Source organism: Pseudomonas sp. NUPR-001, from assembly GCF_052147955.1.
In the GTDB taxonomy this organism is placed as follows: Bacteria; Pseudomonadota; Gammaproteobacteria; order Pseudomonadales; family Pseudomonadaceae; genus Aquipseudomonas.
The window spans coordinates 1,607,720-1,625,899 of sequence record NZ_CP197353.1; the positions used below are offsets into that span (position 1 = coordinate 1,607,720).

The following is an 18,180-nucleotide window of genomic DNA, read 5'->3' on the forward strand; positions in this document are numbered from 1 at the left end:
CTATTGGGCTGGAGGTGGTAATGGAAGATTTGTTTGCAATGATCGAGTCAGAGCAGGCGCGCCAAAGCGATCGATTGATTCAAGGGGTGTCGCTTGAGCAGTACTTTCAAAAGATTGAGTCCAATGCAGAATTCCTAGTTCATAGAATTTCAGGGGAGACTGCGGGGTTTGTTGCGTTTTATTGCAATCAGCCGGATGCGGGCGTTTGTTTTATTACCATGGTGTTAACAGCTCAAGAGTTTAGAGGTAAAAAAGTTGCAGGTGCTCTTTTAGATGGAGTTATTTCGCTTGCTCGTGCAAGAGGGTTTTCCAAGTGCGAGCTAGAGGTTAGGAGAGATAATTACCCAGCGATTGCCCTATATTCAAAGCATGGGTTCACTTTTGTCGATACCGATAGTGATCAAAGGAAGATGATGTTCTTGCTCTAGGTAGCGTCTGTTGGGTTTGGCTGGTTAATAAATTAAGGCGTCTGGCTGTGTCTTTGAAAAAGAATATTCTCGCCAATTACATAAGTCAGCTGTATGTAGCTGTTATTGGCATTGTAGTTCTACCTCTTTATATTAAGTATATGGGGGCAGAGGCTTACGGTCTCGTGGGCTTTTTTACGATGCTACAAGCCTGGTTCGCGTTACTAGACCTGGGGTTGACACCGACGATCGGACGCGAAACGGCGAGGTTGCGAGGGGGGGTAACAACCGCTTTGGCATTTCGTCAATTGCTTCGAGCTTTGAATGTTTTGTTTGTTTCCATGGCTGTAATTGGCGGTGGGATTTTATGGATGCTTTCTCATACTATTGCCAGCAAGTGGCTGCATGTTGGATCACTGGAAGTAGAGGATGTGGTTCAGGCTGTGCATATAATGATATTTTGTATAGCACTGAAGTGGTTGGGGGGGATTTATAGAGGGGTGATCAGTGGTTCTGAACGCCTGGTTTGGCTCAGCAATTTCAATATAGTCATAGCGACCTTTAGATTTGTCGCAGTTTTTGGGACTATGTCAGTTTTCGGTTTTACACCTAAGGTTTTTTTCTATCATCAATTGATTGTGGCAGTTTTTGAGTTGGCTGGATTGTTTGTAATGAGTCGGTATTTACTACCTGCTCTTGATCAGCACAGTCATCCGGTAGGCTGGAGTTTCCGTCCTATTCTACCAGTGCTAAAGTTCTCATTAAGTATTGCATTTACCTCTTCAGTTTGGATACTGGTGACACAGACAGATAAACTTATTCTATCTGGTATTTTGCCTCTAGCAGAGTACGGCTATTTTTCACTAGCTGTTTTGGTGGCTGGAGGAATCATGATTATAAGTGGACCTATCAGCAATGCATTGCTACCACGGATGGCGAGGATGCATGCAGAGGGTTCGAATACTGATTTGATAAATCTTTACCGAAAATCTACCCAACTGGTGGCGGTATTAGCCGGTGCCGCATCTGTCACAATTGCATACTGCGCTGAGCCGCTTTTATTTGTATGGACAGCAGATCAGAAGCTCTCTGAAAGCACGGCTCCGATACTTAGGCTTTATGCAATTGGTAATGGTATTTTAACACTTGGTGCGTTTCCCTATTATCTCCAATATGCAAGGGGAAACCTCAAGTATCACCTGATTGGTAGCGGCTTGATGGTTTCTTTGCTGATTCCAATTATTGTATTGGCGGTTAATAATTTTGGCGCCGTTGGTGCAGGGTATACTTGGCTTGGTTTGAATTTGTTTTTTTTGCTTTTTTGGGTCGGGTATGTGCACCAAAAATTAGAGCCGGGATTGCATTTACAATGGCTTTTTAAAGACTGCTTAGGAATAGTTGTCGGGCCGATACTAATACTTTCCCCATTGATATGGATTAATGTCAGTTTTCAAGAGCGCTGGCAGACATTGATGTTTATTGCTGGCGTCAGTACTGCTGCTCTGTTAGCCGCAGTCGTTTGTTCTGATTGCTATCGCGAAATGCTTCGCAATCGGTTAAGGAGATGGCTCTAATGCCTGGAATAAAAAAAGTTTCCGTGTGCGTGATGACTTACAATCAAGCGCAGTACATAGGGCAATGCTTGCAAAGTCTCGTCGATCAAGAAGTAAATTTTGATTACGAGATCCTTGTGAGCGATGACGCTTCCAGTGACAGCACCCCGGACATCGTTAGAGAGTTTCAGCTAAAATATCCTGAGTTGTTCAGGGTGTTTTTGCATGAAACTAATAAGGGGGTGAGTGATAACTATCATTTTGTTCACCAGCAAGCAACGGGGCAGTATATCGCACATGTGGATGGTGATGATTACTTTCTGCCAAATAAGCTTCAGAAGCAGGCCGACTTTTTAGATGAAAACTCACAGTTTAATATTGTATGGCATCGTATGCTGGTAGAGCTTCCCGATGGGACTTTACGTAAGGAGAGTGACTCCGAAGGTTTAGATAGTATTTACACGGGAAGCTATGGGCGATCAGAAATTATTCAGTTTATCGCAGTGGGTGCAAATAGTTCAAAGATGTATAGAAAGTCTGTCCGAGACTTCGAAGATCCGGGTTTTGATGCTGTAGATTATTATGCAAATGTTGAGCAAGTAGGCGATGGTTATGCTGGGTTCGCATGCACGGAGCCTTTAGGGGTCTATCGTTCAGGTATAGGTATTTCTTCAGTTGGTTCTAAAACGCGGGAAATTCTGTACAAGTGTTTTATATTTTTCTCGAAAAAATATCCTGAATACAGGCTGCAGGTCAATACCGCTGCGTTAACCTACCTAGTAGCTGATATGAAAAACAGGAGAAGTACCTGGCCGATGTTCCTCAAAGCGTACTTTAAGACCTTTCATCCATTATCAGTATTTAACTTTGTTAAGTCTTTACGGTTCATTAGCAAGCTGAAGGTTAGGAAGTAATGATGTTTGATAATATTTCTAGGGATTTGAAGCGTTTTGCTGGTGGTGGGGGTATGGCCAGTATGATTAAAACATGCCTGATAAGCCATAGCTTTCATCTTGTTGCTGTCTATCGCATGGGGGTGGTTCTATCTAAGGTTCCGCTGATAGGTTTGTTGTTTCGAGTGATGATTGAGTACTTTATAAGGGTGGTGTATGCAAGTGATATATCTCTCCGCTCTAAAATTGGGCCTGGCCTTATTATTATGCATCCGCATGATATCGTGATAGGTAGTAGTGTCGTAATTGGTGAGAATTGTAAGATTTTAAATGGTGTTACATTTGGGAATAAAGATACTGAGTCGGATATTAATCAGCAGCCTCTTATTGGAAGTGGGGTTGTCGTGGGTACTGGCGCTAAAATTCTCGGTGGGCTTGTAATTGGTGATAATGTGAGAGTTGGAGCAAATAGCGTCGTGACAAAAGATGTTCCTTCTAATGTTGTCGTTGCAGGGGTTCCGGCCAAAGTCATCCTGAAATAGTGATTTTATGAGGTAGCCGAGGGATCAGAAATTGACAATTTCGCCGTTTTTTTGCTTGTTTTCTTTGTATTTTCTAGCAAATCTAGTGTCAATGGTTTTTGCCGTCAATGATGGAGGTATGGTATTAGAGGGTTATTTTTTTGAACTGGAGTCAGAATCGCTGGTTTATGCTTTCATTTTGCAAATGTCGAGTTTGTTGTTTCTCTATTTGTTCTATAGGGTTTTTTTTAACGGATGTCACAAGGGGGATTTTTTTCTAAAAAATGGTTATGGTTTTTTTCTAGCTGTCGTTCAGGTCGCTTTTTTGATATTTAATATTTCCGCCGGGGTCAACGTGGCTGGCGTGGAGTCAAAAGGCGGACTTGTTAACTATATTTTCATATTGCTGCAGCCTGACTTATTATTTCTACTGATCGGTGTTTGCCTAATCTCAAATAAGCTATTCTGGGTAAACTGTTTAATATTTTTAATTTCGATGTTTTTGCGCGGCTGGATGGGGGGTGTATTCGTTGTTATTATTTTGCTAATGTGCAGAATGCATCCGATGCGGGTTTCCTTGAGAGTTTTTTTTGGAGGCGCATTTGCAAGTGTATTATTTTTCGCATCTATTCCAGTCATTATTGAAGCTAAATGGGCAATGCGAACAGGCATGTCTGTTGTCGATTTTTTTTCCAGTCTGCCAAGTCCAGACTCCGAGAGTTATGAGGCAGCATTGCGTTATTTGTTGAATAGATTTCAACATGTAGGGCATGTGGCATTGATCCTGGAGAACTCTGAGCGATTGCAGTATTCATATCTCAAGGGGAGCTTTATCCCTTATTGGGCAGATGGACTTCCGCAGATGTTTTTTTACAAGATTCTTGGTATTGAATATATAAAATTAAATTCATATATGGTTGGCGATTTGTTTGGATTGCCTGATGTAAGTTGGAATACTAACCCTGGTATCGCCGGTTGGTTTGGTTTGCTTGGTATGTATGGCGTAGGTCTTTTTGTTTACTTATCAGCGCTGTTATTGGTTTCATTCGGTTTCGTAAGACAATATGGAGGGGGGAGAGTTGTGCTGCTAATCTCCTGCTTTTCTCTAGTTTATCTATACCATGGTTGGATAGGAGCATTTTTCAACATGGTATTTTTTGCTATAATTTTTCTGTTTTTTGTTCGTGTCAGACTGTTTAGTGGTCATGCAGGGCATAGGAATAATTTCTGATGTGTGGATTTTCTGGGTATTTTCAGTCTTCACCTATCTCGTACGATCCGGCTGAAGTTCTGCGGAGGATGGGGGACGCTATATACCGTCGTGGTCCAGATGATGGCGGCGAATGGTTTGATATAAATCAGGGTATCGGCTTGTCTCATCGTCGATTGGCGATTGTTGACTTGTCTTCAGCCGGAGCACAACCGATGCTCTCTGCATGCGGACGGTATGTCCTAGTGTTTAACGGAGAGATCTACAACCATTTAGAGTTGCGAAAAGAGTTGCAGAGGCATGGGCAGCACTTTAGTTGGCGTGGTCACTCGGATACCGAAACGCTACTGTCCTGTTTTGTAAATTGGGGAGTAGAGCGGACGTTAAAAAGTGCTGTAGGGATGTTTGCTTTTGCTTTATGGGATCGCCAGGATCGTACCCTCATCCTTGCTCGCGACCGTTTGGGCGAAAAACCTCTCTATTGGGGGTGGCAAGGAAAAACGTTGGTATTCGGTTCTGAACTCAAAGCACTGAAAGCACATCCATCATTTTCTGCCAGCGTGGACCGGGGAGCACTGTCTTTGCTCCTTCGACATAATTATATCCCTGCCCCCTACAGCATCTATAAAGGGATCAAAAAATTACTGCCCGGCCATTTCGTTTCTATTCCTTGCGGAGAGGAAGGCCGCAAAGCTGAGACTCATGCTTACTGGGATATGAACGCTGTAGTTGAGTCTGGGTTACGTACACCCTTTATTGGTACTGATGAAGATGCGGTTCAAACGCTCGAAGGTATATTGAGTAAAAGCATTTCCGAGCAAATGCTGGCTGATGTTCCATTGGGTGCATTTCTTAGTGGTGGCGTTGATAGCAGTTTGATTGTTTCACTTATGCAGAAGCAAAGCGAGCGTCCAATTAAAACCTTTACAATTGGTTTCCGTGAGGAAGGTTTTAATGAGGCTGAGCACGCGTTAGCGGTCGCACAACATTTGCATACAGAACATACCGAACTTTATGTCGGCTCCGCTGAAGCTATGGCAGTCATTCCAAAGTTGGCTGATATTTATTGCGAACCATTTGCGGATAGTTCGCAGATTCCGACATTCCTTGTTAGTCAGATGGCCAGACAACATGTAACCGTGGCATTAAGCGGGGATGCCGGTGATGAGCTTTTTGGTGGCTACAATCCTTATTTGTTCGCACCTAAAGTTTGGAGACACCTGTCGAGAGTTCCCTATGCCTTGCGAAAATTAGCATATCGTTTGGGTGGGCAGGTTAATTTGCCAGGGAAGTTTCAAGTCCTTTCTGAGATCGTTGACTCTCCTACGCGAGAAGTTTTTTATCAGAAACTTTTGAGCCACTGGAAGAAAACAGAAGGTGTTGTAATCAATGGAGAGGTTCCAGATACATTCTTTGATGCTGCTGAACTTTGGCCAGCGACAGATAGTTTTGAAAGCTGGATGATGGCTGTTGATGCCCAGACTTATATGGTGGATGACATACTTGTTAAGGTTGATCGAGCCGCAATGGCGAATAGCCTAGAAACACGTGTGCCATTACTAGATCACCGAGTGGTTGAGTTTGCTTGGAAGCTGCCATTAGATTTGAAAATTCGAGATGGAAAGGGTAAGTGGATCTTGCGTGAGTTGCTCTATCGGCACGTGCCGAAAGAATTGATTGAGCGTCCCAAAAAAGGATTTTCAATTCCTCTTGGAGCATGGTTAAGAGGTCCGCTACGTGAATGGGCGGAGTCGCTCCTTGATCCTGTAGTGCTAGCTCAACAAGGTTACTTTCATCCGCAACCCATCAGACAGCTTTGGCAGCAACACTTGACTGGAAGGGTTGATCGATCCAGACAGCTATGGAGTATCTTGATGTTCCAGGCCTGGTTGCAGGAGCAATGACTTTGAAGGTTTTGCATGTGATTGTGGGCCTTAATGTGGGAGGCGCCGAGCTAATGCTCAAGCGCTTGATTGAATCCCAGCTCAATTGGCCAGAGTACGAACATTCGGTTATTTCGCTTACCGATATCGGGATAATTGGTCCACAGTTGCAGGCGCAAGGAGTTCTTGTCAGCAGCTTAGAAATGCGCAATCTATTGGGCGCTCCTAAAGCCTTGTGCAGCTTGTACGGAAAAATTCGCCAATTACAGCCAGATATTGTGCAGACCTGGATGTATCATGCTGATTTGTTGGGTGGCTTAGCCGCGCGTGCTGCTGGAGTGCGAAATGTAATCTGGGGGGTGCGGACTACCGATCTAAGCAAGGGTGGAAAGCGTTCAACACGGTTAATTCGTAAATTATGCGCTTTCCTTTCAAGATTGCTGCCGTCCAAGATCGTTTGTGCTGCGGAAGCTTCAAGGAATGCTCACGTTAAAATCGGTTATGACAGCAGCCGTATGGAGGTCATCCCCAATGGTTTCGATCTCAGCCGTCTCGTCGCAACTAATACACAACGTGATGCAATACGCAAAAGTTGTTCCATTACCAATGAGCAGATTGTCATTGGCAGTCTTGGACGTTTCAACCCTGTAAAAGATCAAGCGAATTTCGTGGAGGCCACAGGAATTCTTGCAAAGCGTTACCCGTCATTGCGTTTCATGATGGTGGGAAGGGGGCTTGAAAGTTCTAATCAGGTGCTGACAAACCTAATTGAAGCTACAGGTTATCCTGATCGCTATATATTATTGGGTGAGCGGCAAGACGTACCCGCTTGTTTAATATCGATGGATATCTTTTGCCTTCACTCAAAGACAGAAGGCTTTCCCAATGTATTGGGCGAAGCGATGGCTGTTGGAGTGCCTTGTGTCGCCACAGATGTTGGTGATGCTGCTCTGCTGCTTGGCGGAAATGGTATTGTTGTACCACCACAGGATGCTGATTCACTTGCCAATGGCCTAGAGAATATGATCCAGCTTCCTCAAGAGCGCCGCGAACTACTTGCGAATCAGAGCAAGGCTCGAATTTTCAATGAGTTCTCACTGGAGCGCGCTTCTCTACGCTTCCGAGACCTGTACGACTCACTAATTGAAGCTCATGGTAAATAGGTATTTAAGAAGGCCAACGCAATGGAGTGAAATTAGTATAAAGATTATTATGGTTTTGGGGTTGTATATGTTTATGAGTAAAATTCGATGTTCGTTACTTTTCTAAAGTATTCCTAGAGTTTTTGTAACTGGCTATTTAGCGGTTCATGTTTTTTTGGTCGCGCGAGAAATTTTTAGGTTTTTCAGAGGCTAAAATTTTTTAATGTAATAGACTTGCTGTGAACAGCTTCGCTGTAGGATCGCTTCAATCTTTCGTTGAGTGAGGGAGTATGGCCTGGTTTAGCTATTATTAGGGTGCTAAGTGTTCGCCATATTTTCTTTGCTGAACTTAAAGTTGCGTACGTTTTATTGCTGCCGAGTGGCTCGTTTATTTGTTGGCAGGATTAGGTTGTTCGTTGTTGTTATTTTGACTGTTCTATCTCTTGCAGTATTCTCGGCTTGTGCAGTTGGTGTCTTGGGGCGGTGTTAAAATGCGTGGCTGATAGTTTTGTTGTATTTTGGTTCGCGGTCGTTCCTTATGTATTTTAAATACAATATTTAATGCAGAGCTTGTTGTTCAAATTGTTAGCTCTGCCTCTACAGACCACCCTATAAATTTCGTATAGCTAAAGCCTAAACTCTTTGATGCTCTGTTGAGCTGGGTGCTTGTGCAGCTTTGGGACGGCTAACCTTTTTACAATCTCCGTTGGTTTGAGATCTCACAAATATTCGGTTCTTTAATGGTTTGTGTTGGATTGTCGGGATTTCGAACGTAGCTTAGGGATGTTAACCTAGCTTAGGTAAGCCTACACCGGGGAGCCATTGAGCATGGTCAGGAGAAGGCTCAGTCTTTGTGCTGGCAACTCCAGCGCTGCGCCATCCGGTTAAAATAAGGAGATTGGTTGTTGCTCGCATACAGCTGGAGTCGAGCGTTGGTTACAATGGCTGCGATTGTAGCGGTGCTTCCCTCATAAATTCTTGTTAGCCTAGTAGAGTGACAGGATTTGGTTTTTTATGGGAGGCTGTTGGCAGTTTTTGAATTTATCGCCACTGTGGAAGTCGGAAGTATTTTTACGGTGAGAGATGGCGTCCCATAAATGCAAACACCTTGAGATTGGGGCGCAGAAATAGCTTGTTTTTCTCTAATGAAATTTGCACGCAATTGGGTCTGAATTGAGTCCGTGTAGTGGAATTTTCCAGGACAAGAATCAAATTGGATCAAGCACTGACAGGATTAACATGAAACCAGTTCTACTGATAATTGGGAATGATGCCAAATATTTCCTTTCGCATCGTCTACCTATCGCTCTGGCAGCACGAGAAGAAGGGTACGAGGTTCATATTGCCACTCCAGAGGGGCCGTCTGTTAAGGAAATAAAAAGCCTGGGTTTCAGTCATCACGAACTGTTCTTCTCGCGGAGTGGTACTAATCCTTTCGGTGAGTTGAAAGCTTTACTTTCAATTTGTTCGCTTTGCTGGAGTCTTCGCCCCGAAGTTCTTCATTTGGTAACTATAAAGCCTGTTCTATACGGTGGCATCGCAGCGCGATTGTCACCAGTAAAAGGTGTGCTGGCAGCAGTTCCTGGGCTTGGTTTTATATTTATGGCTCGGGGAGTTAAGGCAAACTTGGTGCGGGGAATAATAAGCATCATGTACCGGCTTGCATTGGGTAAGCGGAATCTTTTAGCTGTTTTTCAGAATCCAGATGATCAGAAAGCATTAATGGATATAGGAGCAATTACCCTCCAAAAGAGTATGATCATTCGCGGCTCCGGTGTGAGCCTTTTGCAATATAGTATGTCTCCTGAGGTCGACGGTGTACCGGTCGTTACTTTTGCTGCCCGTCTTTTACGTGATAAGGGTGTTATTGAATTTGTGGAGGCGGTACGAATTCTTAAGTCGAGAGGTTTGAATGCACGTTTTCAATTAGTTGGTAATATTGATCGAGGTAATCCAACTAGTATTTCTGCAGAGAATGTTGACAGCTGGCTGAATGAAGGTGTGGTCCAGTCCCTTGGCTACTGTAGTAACATGGCGGAAGTTTTGAAAAATTCACATGTTGTGGTACTTCCCTCTTATCGGGAAGGGTTACCGAAAGTTTTAATAGAAGCGGCGGCTTGTGGACGTGCGGTGGTTACTACAGATGTTCCGGGCTGTAGAGATGCTATTGATCCTGATGTGTCAGGGTTGCTGGTTCCTGTTCGAAATGCATCTGCGTTGGCTGAGGCGATCCAACGCTTGCTTGAGAATCCAGAGCTCCGCCGGGAAATGGGGCTCGCTGGACGTGCTCTGGCTGAGCGCGCATTTGCTATCGAAAGTGTAGTTTCGAAGCATTTGGAAACTTATAGGCTGCTGGAGCGCAATATTTAAAAAAGCGTGAATGCATCCGGTAATCTTGGTTAAGTTTTATAAACCCTTTGCCTTTCAACCCAAACCTGGCCTGGGGTGTTGATTGACACTCGAAGGCCAGTTCTGGAGTTTTATATTCTGATTACTTTAAAGGTTTACAGTTCCAAGCGTCTCTGTTGATAAACCCAGTCGACAATCTCCCCTTCTGGGGTGTACCCGGTCACTGTCGCCCTCAAGAGCTGCCGAACACGTGTGAAATCCTCTTGAGAAGCGGCGCTCAATAGCTCGGAGAGACGGTTTTTGAGTGTATCCCAAGGAAGGTAATCCTCGTTTGCTCTCATAATCATAGGGTGCTGAGTTGGCGCAACGTTGTCGCCAATCAGTAGTTCCTCATAGAGTTTCTCACCGGGACGCAGTCCCGTAAACTCTATAGCAATATCACCATGTGGATTCTGCTCGGAGCGAACGCTCAATCCGGAAAGATGTATCATTTTTTCGGCTAAATGGGCAATGCGAACAGGGTCGCCCATATCCAGTACGAATACATCCCCCCCTTGCCCCATTGATCCTGCCTGGATCACCAATTGTGCGGCCTCTGGAATCGTCATGAAATACCGGGTGATCTTGGGGTGGGTTACTGTCAGGGGGCCGCCAGCTTTAATTTGTTTATGAAAAAGTGGAATTACTGAGCCTGAAGAGCCCAATACATTTCCAAATCGTACCATTGTGAACCGCGTCTTATTTACGCGCGCAACATTTGCTGAGTCGCCAAATAATACGGGAGCCATTTCCTTGCTCAGTGCTTGTAGTGAAAGCTCGGCCAAGCGTTTGGTGCTACCCATGACGTTTGTCGGACGTACTGCTTTATCGGTAGAAATGAGTACAAAATTTTCAACATTGGCTTGAAGTGCGGCTTGAGCTGTATTCAAAGTGCCAATGACATTGTTGAATACGCCCTCGGCTATATTGTGCTCTACCATCGGAACATGTTTATAGGCTGCCGCGTGATAGACAGTGTTTACATGCCACATGCTCATTGTGTCATACAAGTGCTTCTGGTTGCGTATAGAGCCCAGGAAGGGAAGAACTCGCACGGGGAGCGATTCACGAGTGACACGTTGTTCGAGTTCACCAAGGATGCTGTAAAGATTAAATTCACTATGCTCGAAGAGGATTAGCGCTTTAGGTTCAAGAGAAATAATTTGCCGACAGAGCTCTGAGCCAATGGAGCCTCCGGCACCAGTTACCATTACGGTCTGACCCGTAATGCATTTAGCAAGCAGATCACCCTGAGCAGGCACTGCATCGCGTCCAAGCAAGTCCGCGATATCTACTTCCTGAATGTCATCCACCTTCACGCGTCCGCTTGCAAGGTCCATTACGCTTGGAACGCTACGAACGTGCAACGAAAATTTTTCGAGAAGCCCGAGAATTTCGCTACGCCGTGCGCGTGTTGCTGAGGGTATAGCGAGCAGTACTTCGTCGGCGCCGGTCATATCTATCATTCGTTGGATGTCGGTACCCCTGAATACCTGCAAGCCCGAAATGACGCGATCCGCAATGCTTTCATCGTCATCAATGAATGCTACTGGGCGCATTGCCCGATCCAGGCGCAGTGCTGCCATGAGCTGGTTGCCAGCTGCACCTGCTCCGTAGATTGCTACCTTTGGTAGCCCGTCTTTAAAATTGGTGAAGGGGACGTGTTGCTTAGTAGCGTACCAATCTCCAAGGAAGAACTGGCGCATTACTAGGCGTAAGCCCCCGATCATGACAAGGCTAAGCCACCAGTAGTTGAAAATTATAGAGCGCGGGACAACGGTTGTGTGGTTGCTATACCAATAGACCACAAGAGCTAAGACGAGGGCTGATAGGCTAACTGCCTTGGCAATCATTATTAAGGCATCGTTTCCAAAATAACGCATTACCGCTCTGTACATACCGAAGCGGATAAAGATAGGTATCGCTACCAATGGTGCGGCTATGAATAGCCAAAAATGGCCCTTAAGCGGATTATTCAAATCCTCGAGTCCTAAGCGAACCACAAAAGCCAGCCAAAGCGCGAACCAAACTAACAGCACATCCGTAAAAACTTGTACTATGCGCTTATGCGGTCGTGGCAGCTCTAGCATGCGCTTTCTTAATTTATCCATAACCCCTCTATCTATCCTCAGTTTCTGCATTCATGCTCTGAGTAAAATACCCTTCAGCTAATAGTCGCTAACCATTGAAGCTTCTCTGTCTTCCGGCCCCGAAGCTTGAGTAGGCTACCCTGCCTTTGCTGGGTATCGCTATGCGGCTTGTCGGAAAGGACGCGAGGTAGCGATGCCTTGGCTTGGTCAGATCAGCCTGCAGATTATGACGCTTTCTGTGCGTTCAGGTGTGTTTTATTTGCCCTGTGTGCCACCCCGGGCAGGCAAACCTTATCCTGGCCAAGCGGCAGTTCGAAAATGGTCTCGACCACTACTTTCCTTGGTGGCGCCACGCCAGCCTTGCTGATTTTTGATTCGCCCTTAATTGAGGCGCTGATAGCTCAAATAGTGGAAGGTTTACAGTAAGCACTGCCATCACTTCCGGCGTAAACGGCATCACGGCCTGTACGTGAGTGACATTGCCCCATCGTCGCTCTGTCGCAGAAACCTCAATGCCTTGCCTCTAAGGCTATGTGCCCTTAAAGCAGCGCGGCTAAGCTCTCATCAGTCAATGGGCAAATATTTTGCTCGTATCGTCCTGCCATGGTACGGTCTTGGCCATCATTGAGTTCATGTGACAAGCTATAATTCCAGCCAAGCTTCGGCTTCGACCAAATCTGCGGTTGACTCAGACGACTCGACCTAACGGCTTTTCGAGCGCCCATTGGTCAATCCGTTTGGCCGCAAGCGAAGTATGGTTGTGAGGTTTTTTCCTGATTGGGTATGCGGGAAGAGCGGACGGTTTCGGATATAATGGTGCAGCGTTCTTGAGTCTAGGTACTTGGTCCTCTTCAGTAATAATCAAATACAAAGATCCCTCCTTGGTTCTCAGTCTAGGGTTGGTCTTTGATGGTGATTAATTGTTGTGAGTACAATAGATTTAGTTTAATTGGCGGGCTGATGAGGGAACTAAGTCAGTGAAAATCATGCTAACTGGTGCGACGGGGTTTGTTGGTCGCGCGCTTATAACGCACTTGCATCGTCTTGGCCACGAGTGTGTCGGTGTTTCGCGAGCGAAAGTCGAGATTGTTTCGGGGGTGGTTACACAAGCCGTCGGGGATATTAGCGATGATACCGACTGGAGAGATCTTCTGGCTAGCGTGGAGTGCGTTATCCACTTAGCGGCGAGAGCTCATCTGCTTAATGATCGCGTTATTAACCCACAGTTAGAGTTTGATCGAGTAAACTACCACTCTACTATGAACTTGGTTCGGCAAGCTGCTGAGGCTGGTGTCAAGAGGTTTGTCTATATAAGCAGCATTGGTGTTCACGGGGCTTCATCCGGAGATGTTCCTTTTACAGAAGTTTCAGCGTTAGCGCCTCACTCGTTTTATGCTAAGTCAAAGTTAAAGGCAGAGGAAGGAATTATACGCTACCTGAAAGACAAACCGATGGAATGGGTTGTAGTCCGTCCACCGTTGATTTATGCCGCCGATGCGCCTGGAAATTTCCAACTACTGCTCAAGTTAGTCAGAAAGGGTCTACCACTTCCTTTCGGTAATGTGTGTAACGCCCGCTCCATGGTTGCTCGGGAAAATGTTGTTGATTTTCTCACCTGTTGTGCCTCCCATCCGCGGGCGGCAAGGGAAGTGTTTGTAGTTGCTGATGGTCAAGATTCATCCATTGGTGAAATCGTCGAGTTGATCGGACGAGGAATGGGAGTTCGCACGCGACTTTTTAGCGCGCCAGTCAGCTTTATTAAATTTTGTGCACGTCTGATCGGACGTCAGAATATGTACGTCCAATTATTTGAGTCATTGCAAGTAGATGCTGCCAAGGCAGCAGAACTACTCGAGTGGCGGCCAGTGGTCAGATCAGATGAGGCATTAATCGATAGCGGACGGCTGTTCCAATCTGGCAAGTAAAGTGGTGATTAAATGAGTTTTCTTTTTATTGTAGTTGCGGTTCTATCAGCATGGGGGCTGACTTGGCTATTACGTCGTTATGCGCTGGCACGCAGCATCATAGATGTCCCTAATGCTCGCAGTTCTCATTGTGTACCCACCCCCCGAGGGGGGGGAGTTGCCATCGTCGTATCGTTTTTGGTAGCGCTGGTGTGGATGCGTAGCTCTGGATTGGTGGATGCTGTGACCACTTGGTCCGTGTTTGGCGCCGGTGTCGCTATCGCCATATTGGGTTTTCTAGACGACCATGGACACATCGCTGCGCGGTGGCGGTTACTCGGTCATTTTGGCGCTTCGGCCTGGGCTTTATGGTGGTTAGGCGGACTACCGCCGTTGACACTTTTCGGTAGTGAGTTACAAATGGGGTGGATAGGCCACAGCTTGGCTTTATTCTACTTGGTGTGGTTGCTCAATTTGTACAATTTCATGGACGGGATCGATGGTCTAGCCAGTGTTGAAGCAATTACTACATGTATTAGTGTTTGCCTGTTGTACATATTAGTAGAAGCTCCGGATTTGGTGTCGCTACCACTAATACTAGCCGCAACCGTGGCAGGATTTTTATTCTGGAATTTCCCACCAGCCCGGATTTTTATGGGAGATGCGGGTAGCGGTTTTCTTGGAATTACCTTGGGTATTCTTTCGTTACAGGCGGCCTGGGTTTCATCCGACTTACTCTGTGCGTGGCTAATTCTGCTCGGTGTATTCATTGTTGATGCCACAGTTACTTTACTACGTCGTTTGCTGCGCGGAGACAAGGTTTACGAAGCGCATCGAAGTCATGGATATCAGTATGCTTCTCGTCGGTTCGGTCGGCATTTGCCTGTGACCTTGGCGGTCTTACTGATCAACCTCATCTGGCTATTACCTATGGCTGCCTTGGTAGCACTCAATTACATTGATGCTGCTGTTGGAGTAATAATTGCCTGGTCTCCTCTGGTCGTTCTGGCGTTCTTGTTCAATGCAGGGGAGCTTGAGAAAGTTTAATCGAGCTTTAAGTTTGCAAGGGTTTTGCCGAGAATTACTTCATTTGCGGTGAATCAGACTCTGTACGGAAAAATATAATGCTACCTGTTTTCCGTGCAGAGCTTACATTCGATCGAAGCGTTAGCTGGCGATCAAGTGTGCGTTATGCAGTGTCGCTACACCAAATATGATGATCAATTGAGTGAACTCCGTTACAGGGTCTGATGATACCTTTGCACGCTAATCTATTGGTCTCCGATGGTAAGCTCAATGGTTGTTGTAACTTCGGACGGTCGCTTAGCAGTAACCTCGAGCGGATCAACTGTTGATAGCAAATTTGCTGGTCGACCTCGCTAAAGCAGTATCCACGTATGGATGATGTTAGCGCTGATGCTCTCTCTGATAGAGAGGCTGGAAGTGGTTACTTCGAGCGGCTGTTGTTAATGCGCGACTGGGGGGGGGCGAAGGTTTTTCAGGTAGGGGCATTGTTCGTGCGAAGAAATCTTGGTGGTAAGAGCGATTGTATTCACTTAATAATAAGCGAATACAATCGCTCTTAATTCTGCAGGCTGGCGTAGGCGTGGATAGAAGCTTATGTTTGTTTCATGAAAAGCTATTAATGAAAATCTGAAACTTCTGTAAGTTTATTTGTAATTACCGTAGACGCTTTGGTGGACCCATCAATTGATAGGTGAGTGGCGTCGGAGTAAAGGATTTTCCCACTTTCTATTGTGCTGCACATTCCGTCCGGGCATAGGGCTTCGAAAGAATCAATATAGTATGTGTTTTTGTGATTTCTCGCAAAATTCTTCAGTATCATATTGATTTTGTAAGAGTATGCCTGTTCTGCTCGATAGTGCATGCTTTCTTCGCATCGTTGGTAAACATAGCTTGGGCGCAATAGGCAAGAAGCAGCAGATTTACTTAATGAAAGATACGGTTGACTACCCACAATTATGAACGGACGGTCGCCAATGTCTGAACGAACGCCTGAAAGCAGGTTGGTAATCACTGTGGCGTAGTCTTCGTCACTTGACGAGTTTACTAGAGTCCCGGCAGAGTCCACAATTTTATTTTTGTACCCGTCCCAGCTTTGGGCGAACACGAATGGCAGATTGTTACCATTGAGGCTGGATATTATCTTTGCATAGGAATCGCGGCAGTCTTGTCGAGGTACATTATTAAGCGTTCTGGTATATTCGCCTGATAGTACACAACCGTGCTGGAATATGCCGTCTATGTACAAGCCCTTTCCCTTCAAGAGTTTATCTATGCCGGAGGCATATTGGTGGGCGAAACTATCGCCGCCAATAACTGCTATTTTTTTTCCGGAGGTGTCACCAAGGGGGGTTTCAAGTTTAAATCCAGTTCCGCCATAGTTTGATCTGTGGAATTTGACTGGGTCCGATGCCATGGCTAAATAGCTTGCGGGGACTCGGCTAGGAATTCCTTTGTTGTTCACGATAGAGGTTGAGGCAATAAATACTGCGAAAGACCCTAGCGCAGTTAGTGTGGTTCCAATTATGAGAGTTAATTGTTTTCTAGATATGAAGACTCTTTCAATTGCTTTGTATTGGAGCCATCCAAGGGCGATTGAAACGATCAGAAGTGCTAGTTTGTCTGGAGTCTCAAGCTCGCGAAATACGTAATATTTGTATAGTACCAGCAGTGGCCAGTGAACCAAATATACAGAGTAGGATATAAGGCCAATGGATACTGCAGGTTTAATTCTTAGTATCGCTCCGGCAGAAGAGTAGCCGTAAGCAATACATAGAGCCGTTCCTATGACCGGGATCACTGCATGAAGCCCAGGGAAGGGGTCAGCTGAATTAAGAAGAAATGCTGATGCAATTATAGAAACTGCGCCGATGGTGAAAAGTGATGAGCTGATTTTATCACTTACTTGTGACTGGCTTAGAAAGGCAAGTAGGCCTCCAGACGACAGTTCAAAAATTCTAAATGGAGTAAGGAAATATGCCGCGGAAGAATCAATGGATAACATGAGTTCTGACGCGATGAGAGAAGCGATAGTTATTGATAATAATGTTAGGGTTGATAGGTTTTTTGGGAGTTTTACAATGGCCCACATGATGAACGGCCAGACTAAATAGAATTGCCATTCAGCAGCAAGGGACCATGTGTGTAGCAGCGCTTGAGTCTGTGCTGATGCGTCAAAATAATCCTGATGTTGCCAAAAATATATATTTGAAATAGAAAGTATGGCGTGTTTTGCTGACTCTGCGAGAGATGAAAATGAGGCAGGGTCAAAAATTACGTAGGCTGCTGCAAGGGTAGTAGCAACTGTTGATATCAGTGCAGGGTGCAGCCGAAGCAGACGGCGAATATAAAAATCTACAAAAGAGAAAGATCCCTTTTGCATTGATCCTCGAATTATCCCAGTTATTAAAAAGCCAGAGATCACAAAGAATACATCTACGCCTATAAAACCACCGGGCACACCAAGTTCGAAGTGGAATAGTAGTACCAGGATAACTGCAATAGCCCTGAGGCCGTCTATGTCTGGCCTATAGACCAACTGTTTGCCTTGCATTTCGTAGATTTCCCTTCTGGGGCCGCTTTCGGGTCGCAGATGATACCGTTTTGCCCGCTATACGGGGCTTTTTTATGCCGAATGAAGGACCTTAACCCCTAGCAGGGCTTGTCCCAGTCCGATTTAGAAACGATTCCCTTGTCGCTCCCAATTTGACTCCCCCCCATCCCGTTCTACGGTTCAAAGGCAGCCAAGGAAAAGCTGCCTTCGAAATCACCCTAGGAGTCAAACCCCATGCGCAACACCGTCCTGACCTACCTGCTGCTCCCCCTGTTCGCCAGCGCTTCCCTTGCCCTCAACGCAGCCCCAGCCACTGAGCCCGTGACAAGCCCAGTGCCTGTCGTCGCTACACAACAAACCACCCCGCAGCTAGACCTCAACACGGCCGACGCACTCACCCTCCAAACAACCCTCAGTGGCATCGGCAAAACCAAAGCCGAAGCAATCGTCGCCTACCGTCAGGAGCACGGCGCCTTTGCTTCAGTGGACGAGTTGTTGGAAATCAAAGGCATCGGCAAAGCCTTGCTAGACCGCAACCGAGACAAGCTCACCGTCAACTAGCCTTCGTGCAAAGGCCGGTCAGTTGACCGGCCTTTTTGTTTGGAGGCGCCT

At 45.8% G+C, this 18,180-nt stretch carries 13 protein-coding genes; 11 read left to right on the forward strand and 2 right to left on the reverse strand.

All coding sequences use genetic code 11. The features are described 5' to 3' along the window. Positions 1-20: 20 nt before the first annotated feature. The 8 genes from ACP6KB_RS07415 (at position 21) to ACP6KB_RS07450 (ending at position 9,979) form a co-directional block, all read left to right on the forward strand. The gene (locus ACP6KB_RS07415; RefSeq protein WP_442112984.1) at positions 21-428 is read left to right on the forward strand and encodes a GNAT family N-acetyltransferase; all 408 of its coding nucleotides are present in this window, start codon (positions 21-23) and stop codon (positions 426-428) included. 47 nt (positions 429-475) lie between these two features. Beyond that, complete coding sequence (locus ACP6KB_RS07420) at positions 476-1,981, forward strand: lipopolysaccharide biosynthesis protein (protein ID WP_442112986.1); 1,506 nt, start codon at positions 476-478, stop codon at positions 1,979-1,981. Then, complete coding sequence (locus ACP6KB_RS07425) at positions 1,981-2,874, forward strand: glycosyltransferase family 2 protein (RefSeq protein ID WP_442112988.1); 894 nt, start codon at positions 1,981-1,983, stop codon at positions 2,872-2,874. Before ACP6KB_RS07420 ends, ACP6KB_RS07425 begins: the two co-directional genes overlap by 1 nt. Next, a complete protein-coding gene (locus tag ACP6KB_RS07430; protein WP_442112990.1) occupies positions 2,874-3,395 on the forward strand; it encodes a serine O-acetyltransferase in 522 nt (173 codons plus the stop codon). The genes ACP6KB_RS07425 and ACP6KB_RS07430 overlap by 1 nt, the downstream gene beginning before the upstream one ends. A 31-nt stretch (positions 3,396-3,426) precedes the next feature. Next, positions 3,427-4,605: an oligosaccharide repeat unit polymerase gene (gene wzy, locus ACP6KB_RS07435; protein ID WP_442112992.1), complete on the forward strand. Its 1,179-nt coding sequence runs from the start codon at positions 3,427-3,429 to the stop codon at positions 4,603-4,605. Beyond that, positions 4,605-6,488: an asparagine synthase (glutamine-hydrolyzing) gene (gene asnB / locus ACP6KB_RS07440; RefSeq protein ID WP_442112994.1), complete on the forward strand. Its 1,884-nt coding sequence runs from the start codon at positions 4,605-4,607 to the stop codon at positions 6,486-6,488. Before wzy ends, asnB begins: the two co-directional genes overlap by 1 nt. Further along, positions 6,485-7,630, forward strand: coding sequence for a glycosyltransferase family 4 protein (locus tag ACP6KB_RS07445; RefSeq protein ID WP_442114272.1), 1,146 nt, complete (start codon positions 6,485-6,487; stop codon positions 7,628-7,630). Before asnB ends, ACP6KB_RS07445 begins: the two co-directional genes overlap by 4 nt. A 1,218-nt stretch (positions 7,631-8,848) precedes the next feature. Beyond that, complete coding sequence (locus ACP6KB_RS07450) at positions 8,849-9,979, forward strand: glycosyltransferase family 4 protein (RefSeq protein WP_442112996.1); 1,131 nt, start codon at positions 8,849-8,851, stop codon at positions 9,977-9,979. A gap of 134 nt (positions 9,980-10,113) precedes the next feature. Here ACP6KB_RS07450 and ACP6KB_RS07455 read toward each other — a convergent pair whose 3' ends face one another. After that, complete coding sequence (locus ACP6KB_RS07455; RefSeq protein WP_442112998.1) at positions 10,114-12,108, reverse strand: polysaccharide biosynthesis protein; 1,995 nt, start codon at positions 12,106-12,108, stop codon at positions 10,114-10,116. Positions 12,109-13,073: 965 nt separating this feature from the next. On the opposite strand from ACP6KB_RS07455, the gene ACP6KB_RS07460 reads away from it, so the two are divergent. After that, positions 13,074-14,012, forward strand: coding sequence for an NAD-dependent epimerase/dehydratase family protein (locus ACP6KB_RS07460; protein ID WP_442114273.1), 939 nt, complete (start codon positions 13,074-13,076; stop codon positions 14,010-14,012). 12 nt (positions 14,013-14,024) lie between these two features. Next, the gene (locus tag ACP6KB_RS07465) at positions 14,025-15,038 is read left to right on the forward strand and encodes an MraY family glycosyltransferase (RefSeq protein ID WP_442113000.1); all 1,014 of its coding nucleotides are present in this window, start codon (positions 14,025-14,027) and stop codon (positions 15,036-15,038) included. A 595-nt stretch (positions 15,039-15,633) separates the two neighbouring features. On the opposite strand, the gene ACP6KB_RS07470 is transcribed toward ACP6KB_RS07465, so the two are convergent. Next, positions 15,634-17,568, reverse strand: a complete 1,935-nt coding sequence (locus ACP6KB_RS07470) for an acyltransferase family protein (RefSeq protein WP_442113002.1) — start codon at positions 17,566-17,568, stop codon at positions 15,634-15,636. Positions 17,569-17,802: 234 nt separating this feature from the next. Between ACP6KB_RS07470 and ACP6KB_RS07475 the strand changes: the two genes are divergently transcribed. Beyond that, the gene (locus tag ACP6KB_RS07475) at positions 17,803-18,129 is read left to right on the forward strand and encodes a ComEA family DNA-binding protein (protein ID WP_442113004.1); all 327 of its coding nucleotides are present in this window, start codon (positions 17,803-17,805) and stop codon (positions 18,127-18,129) included. Positions 18,130-18,180 lie beyond the last annotated feature (51 nt).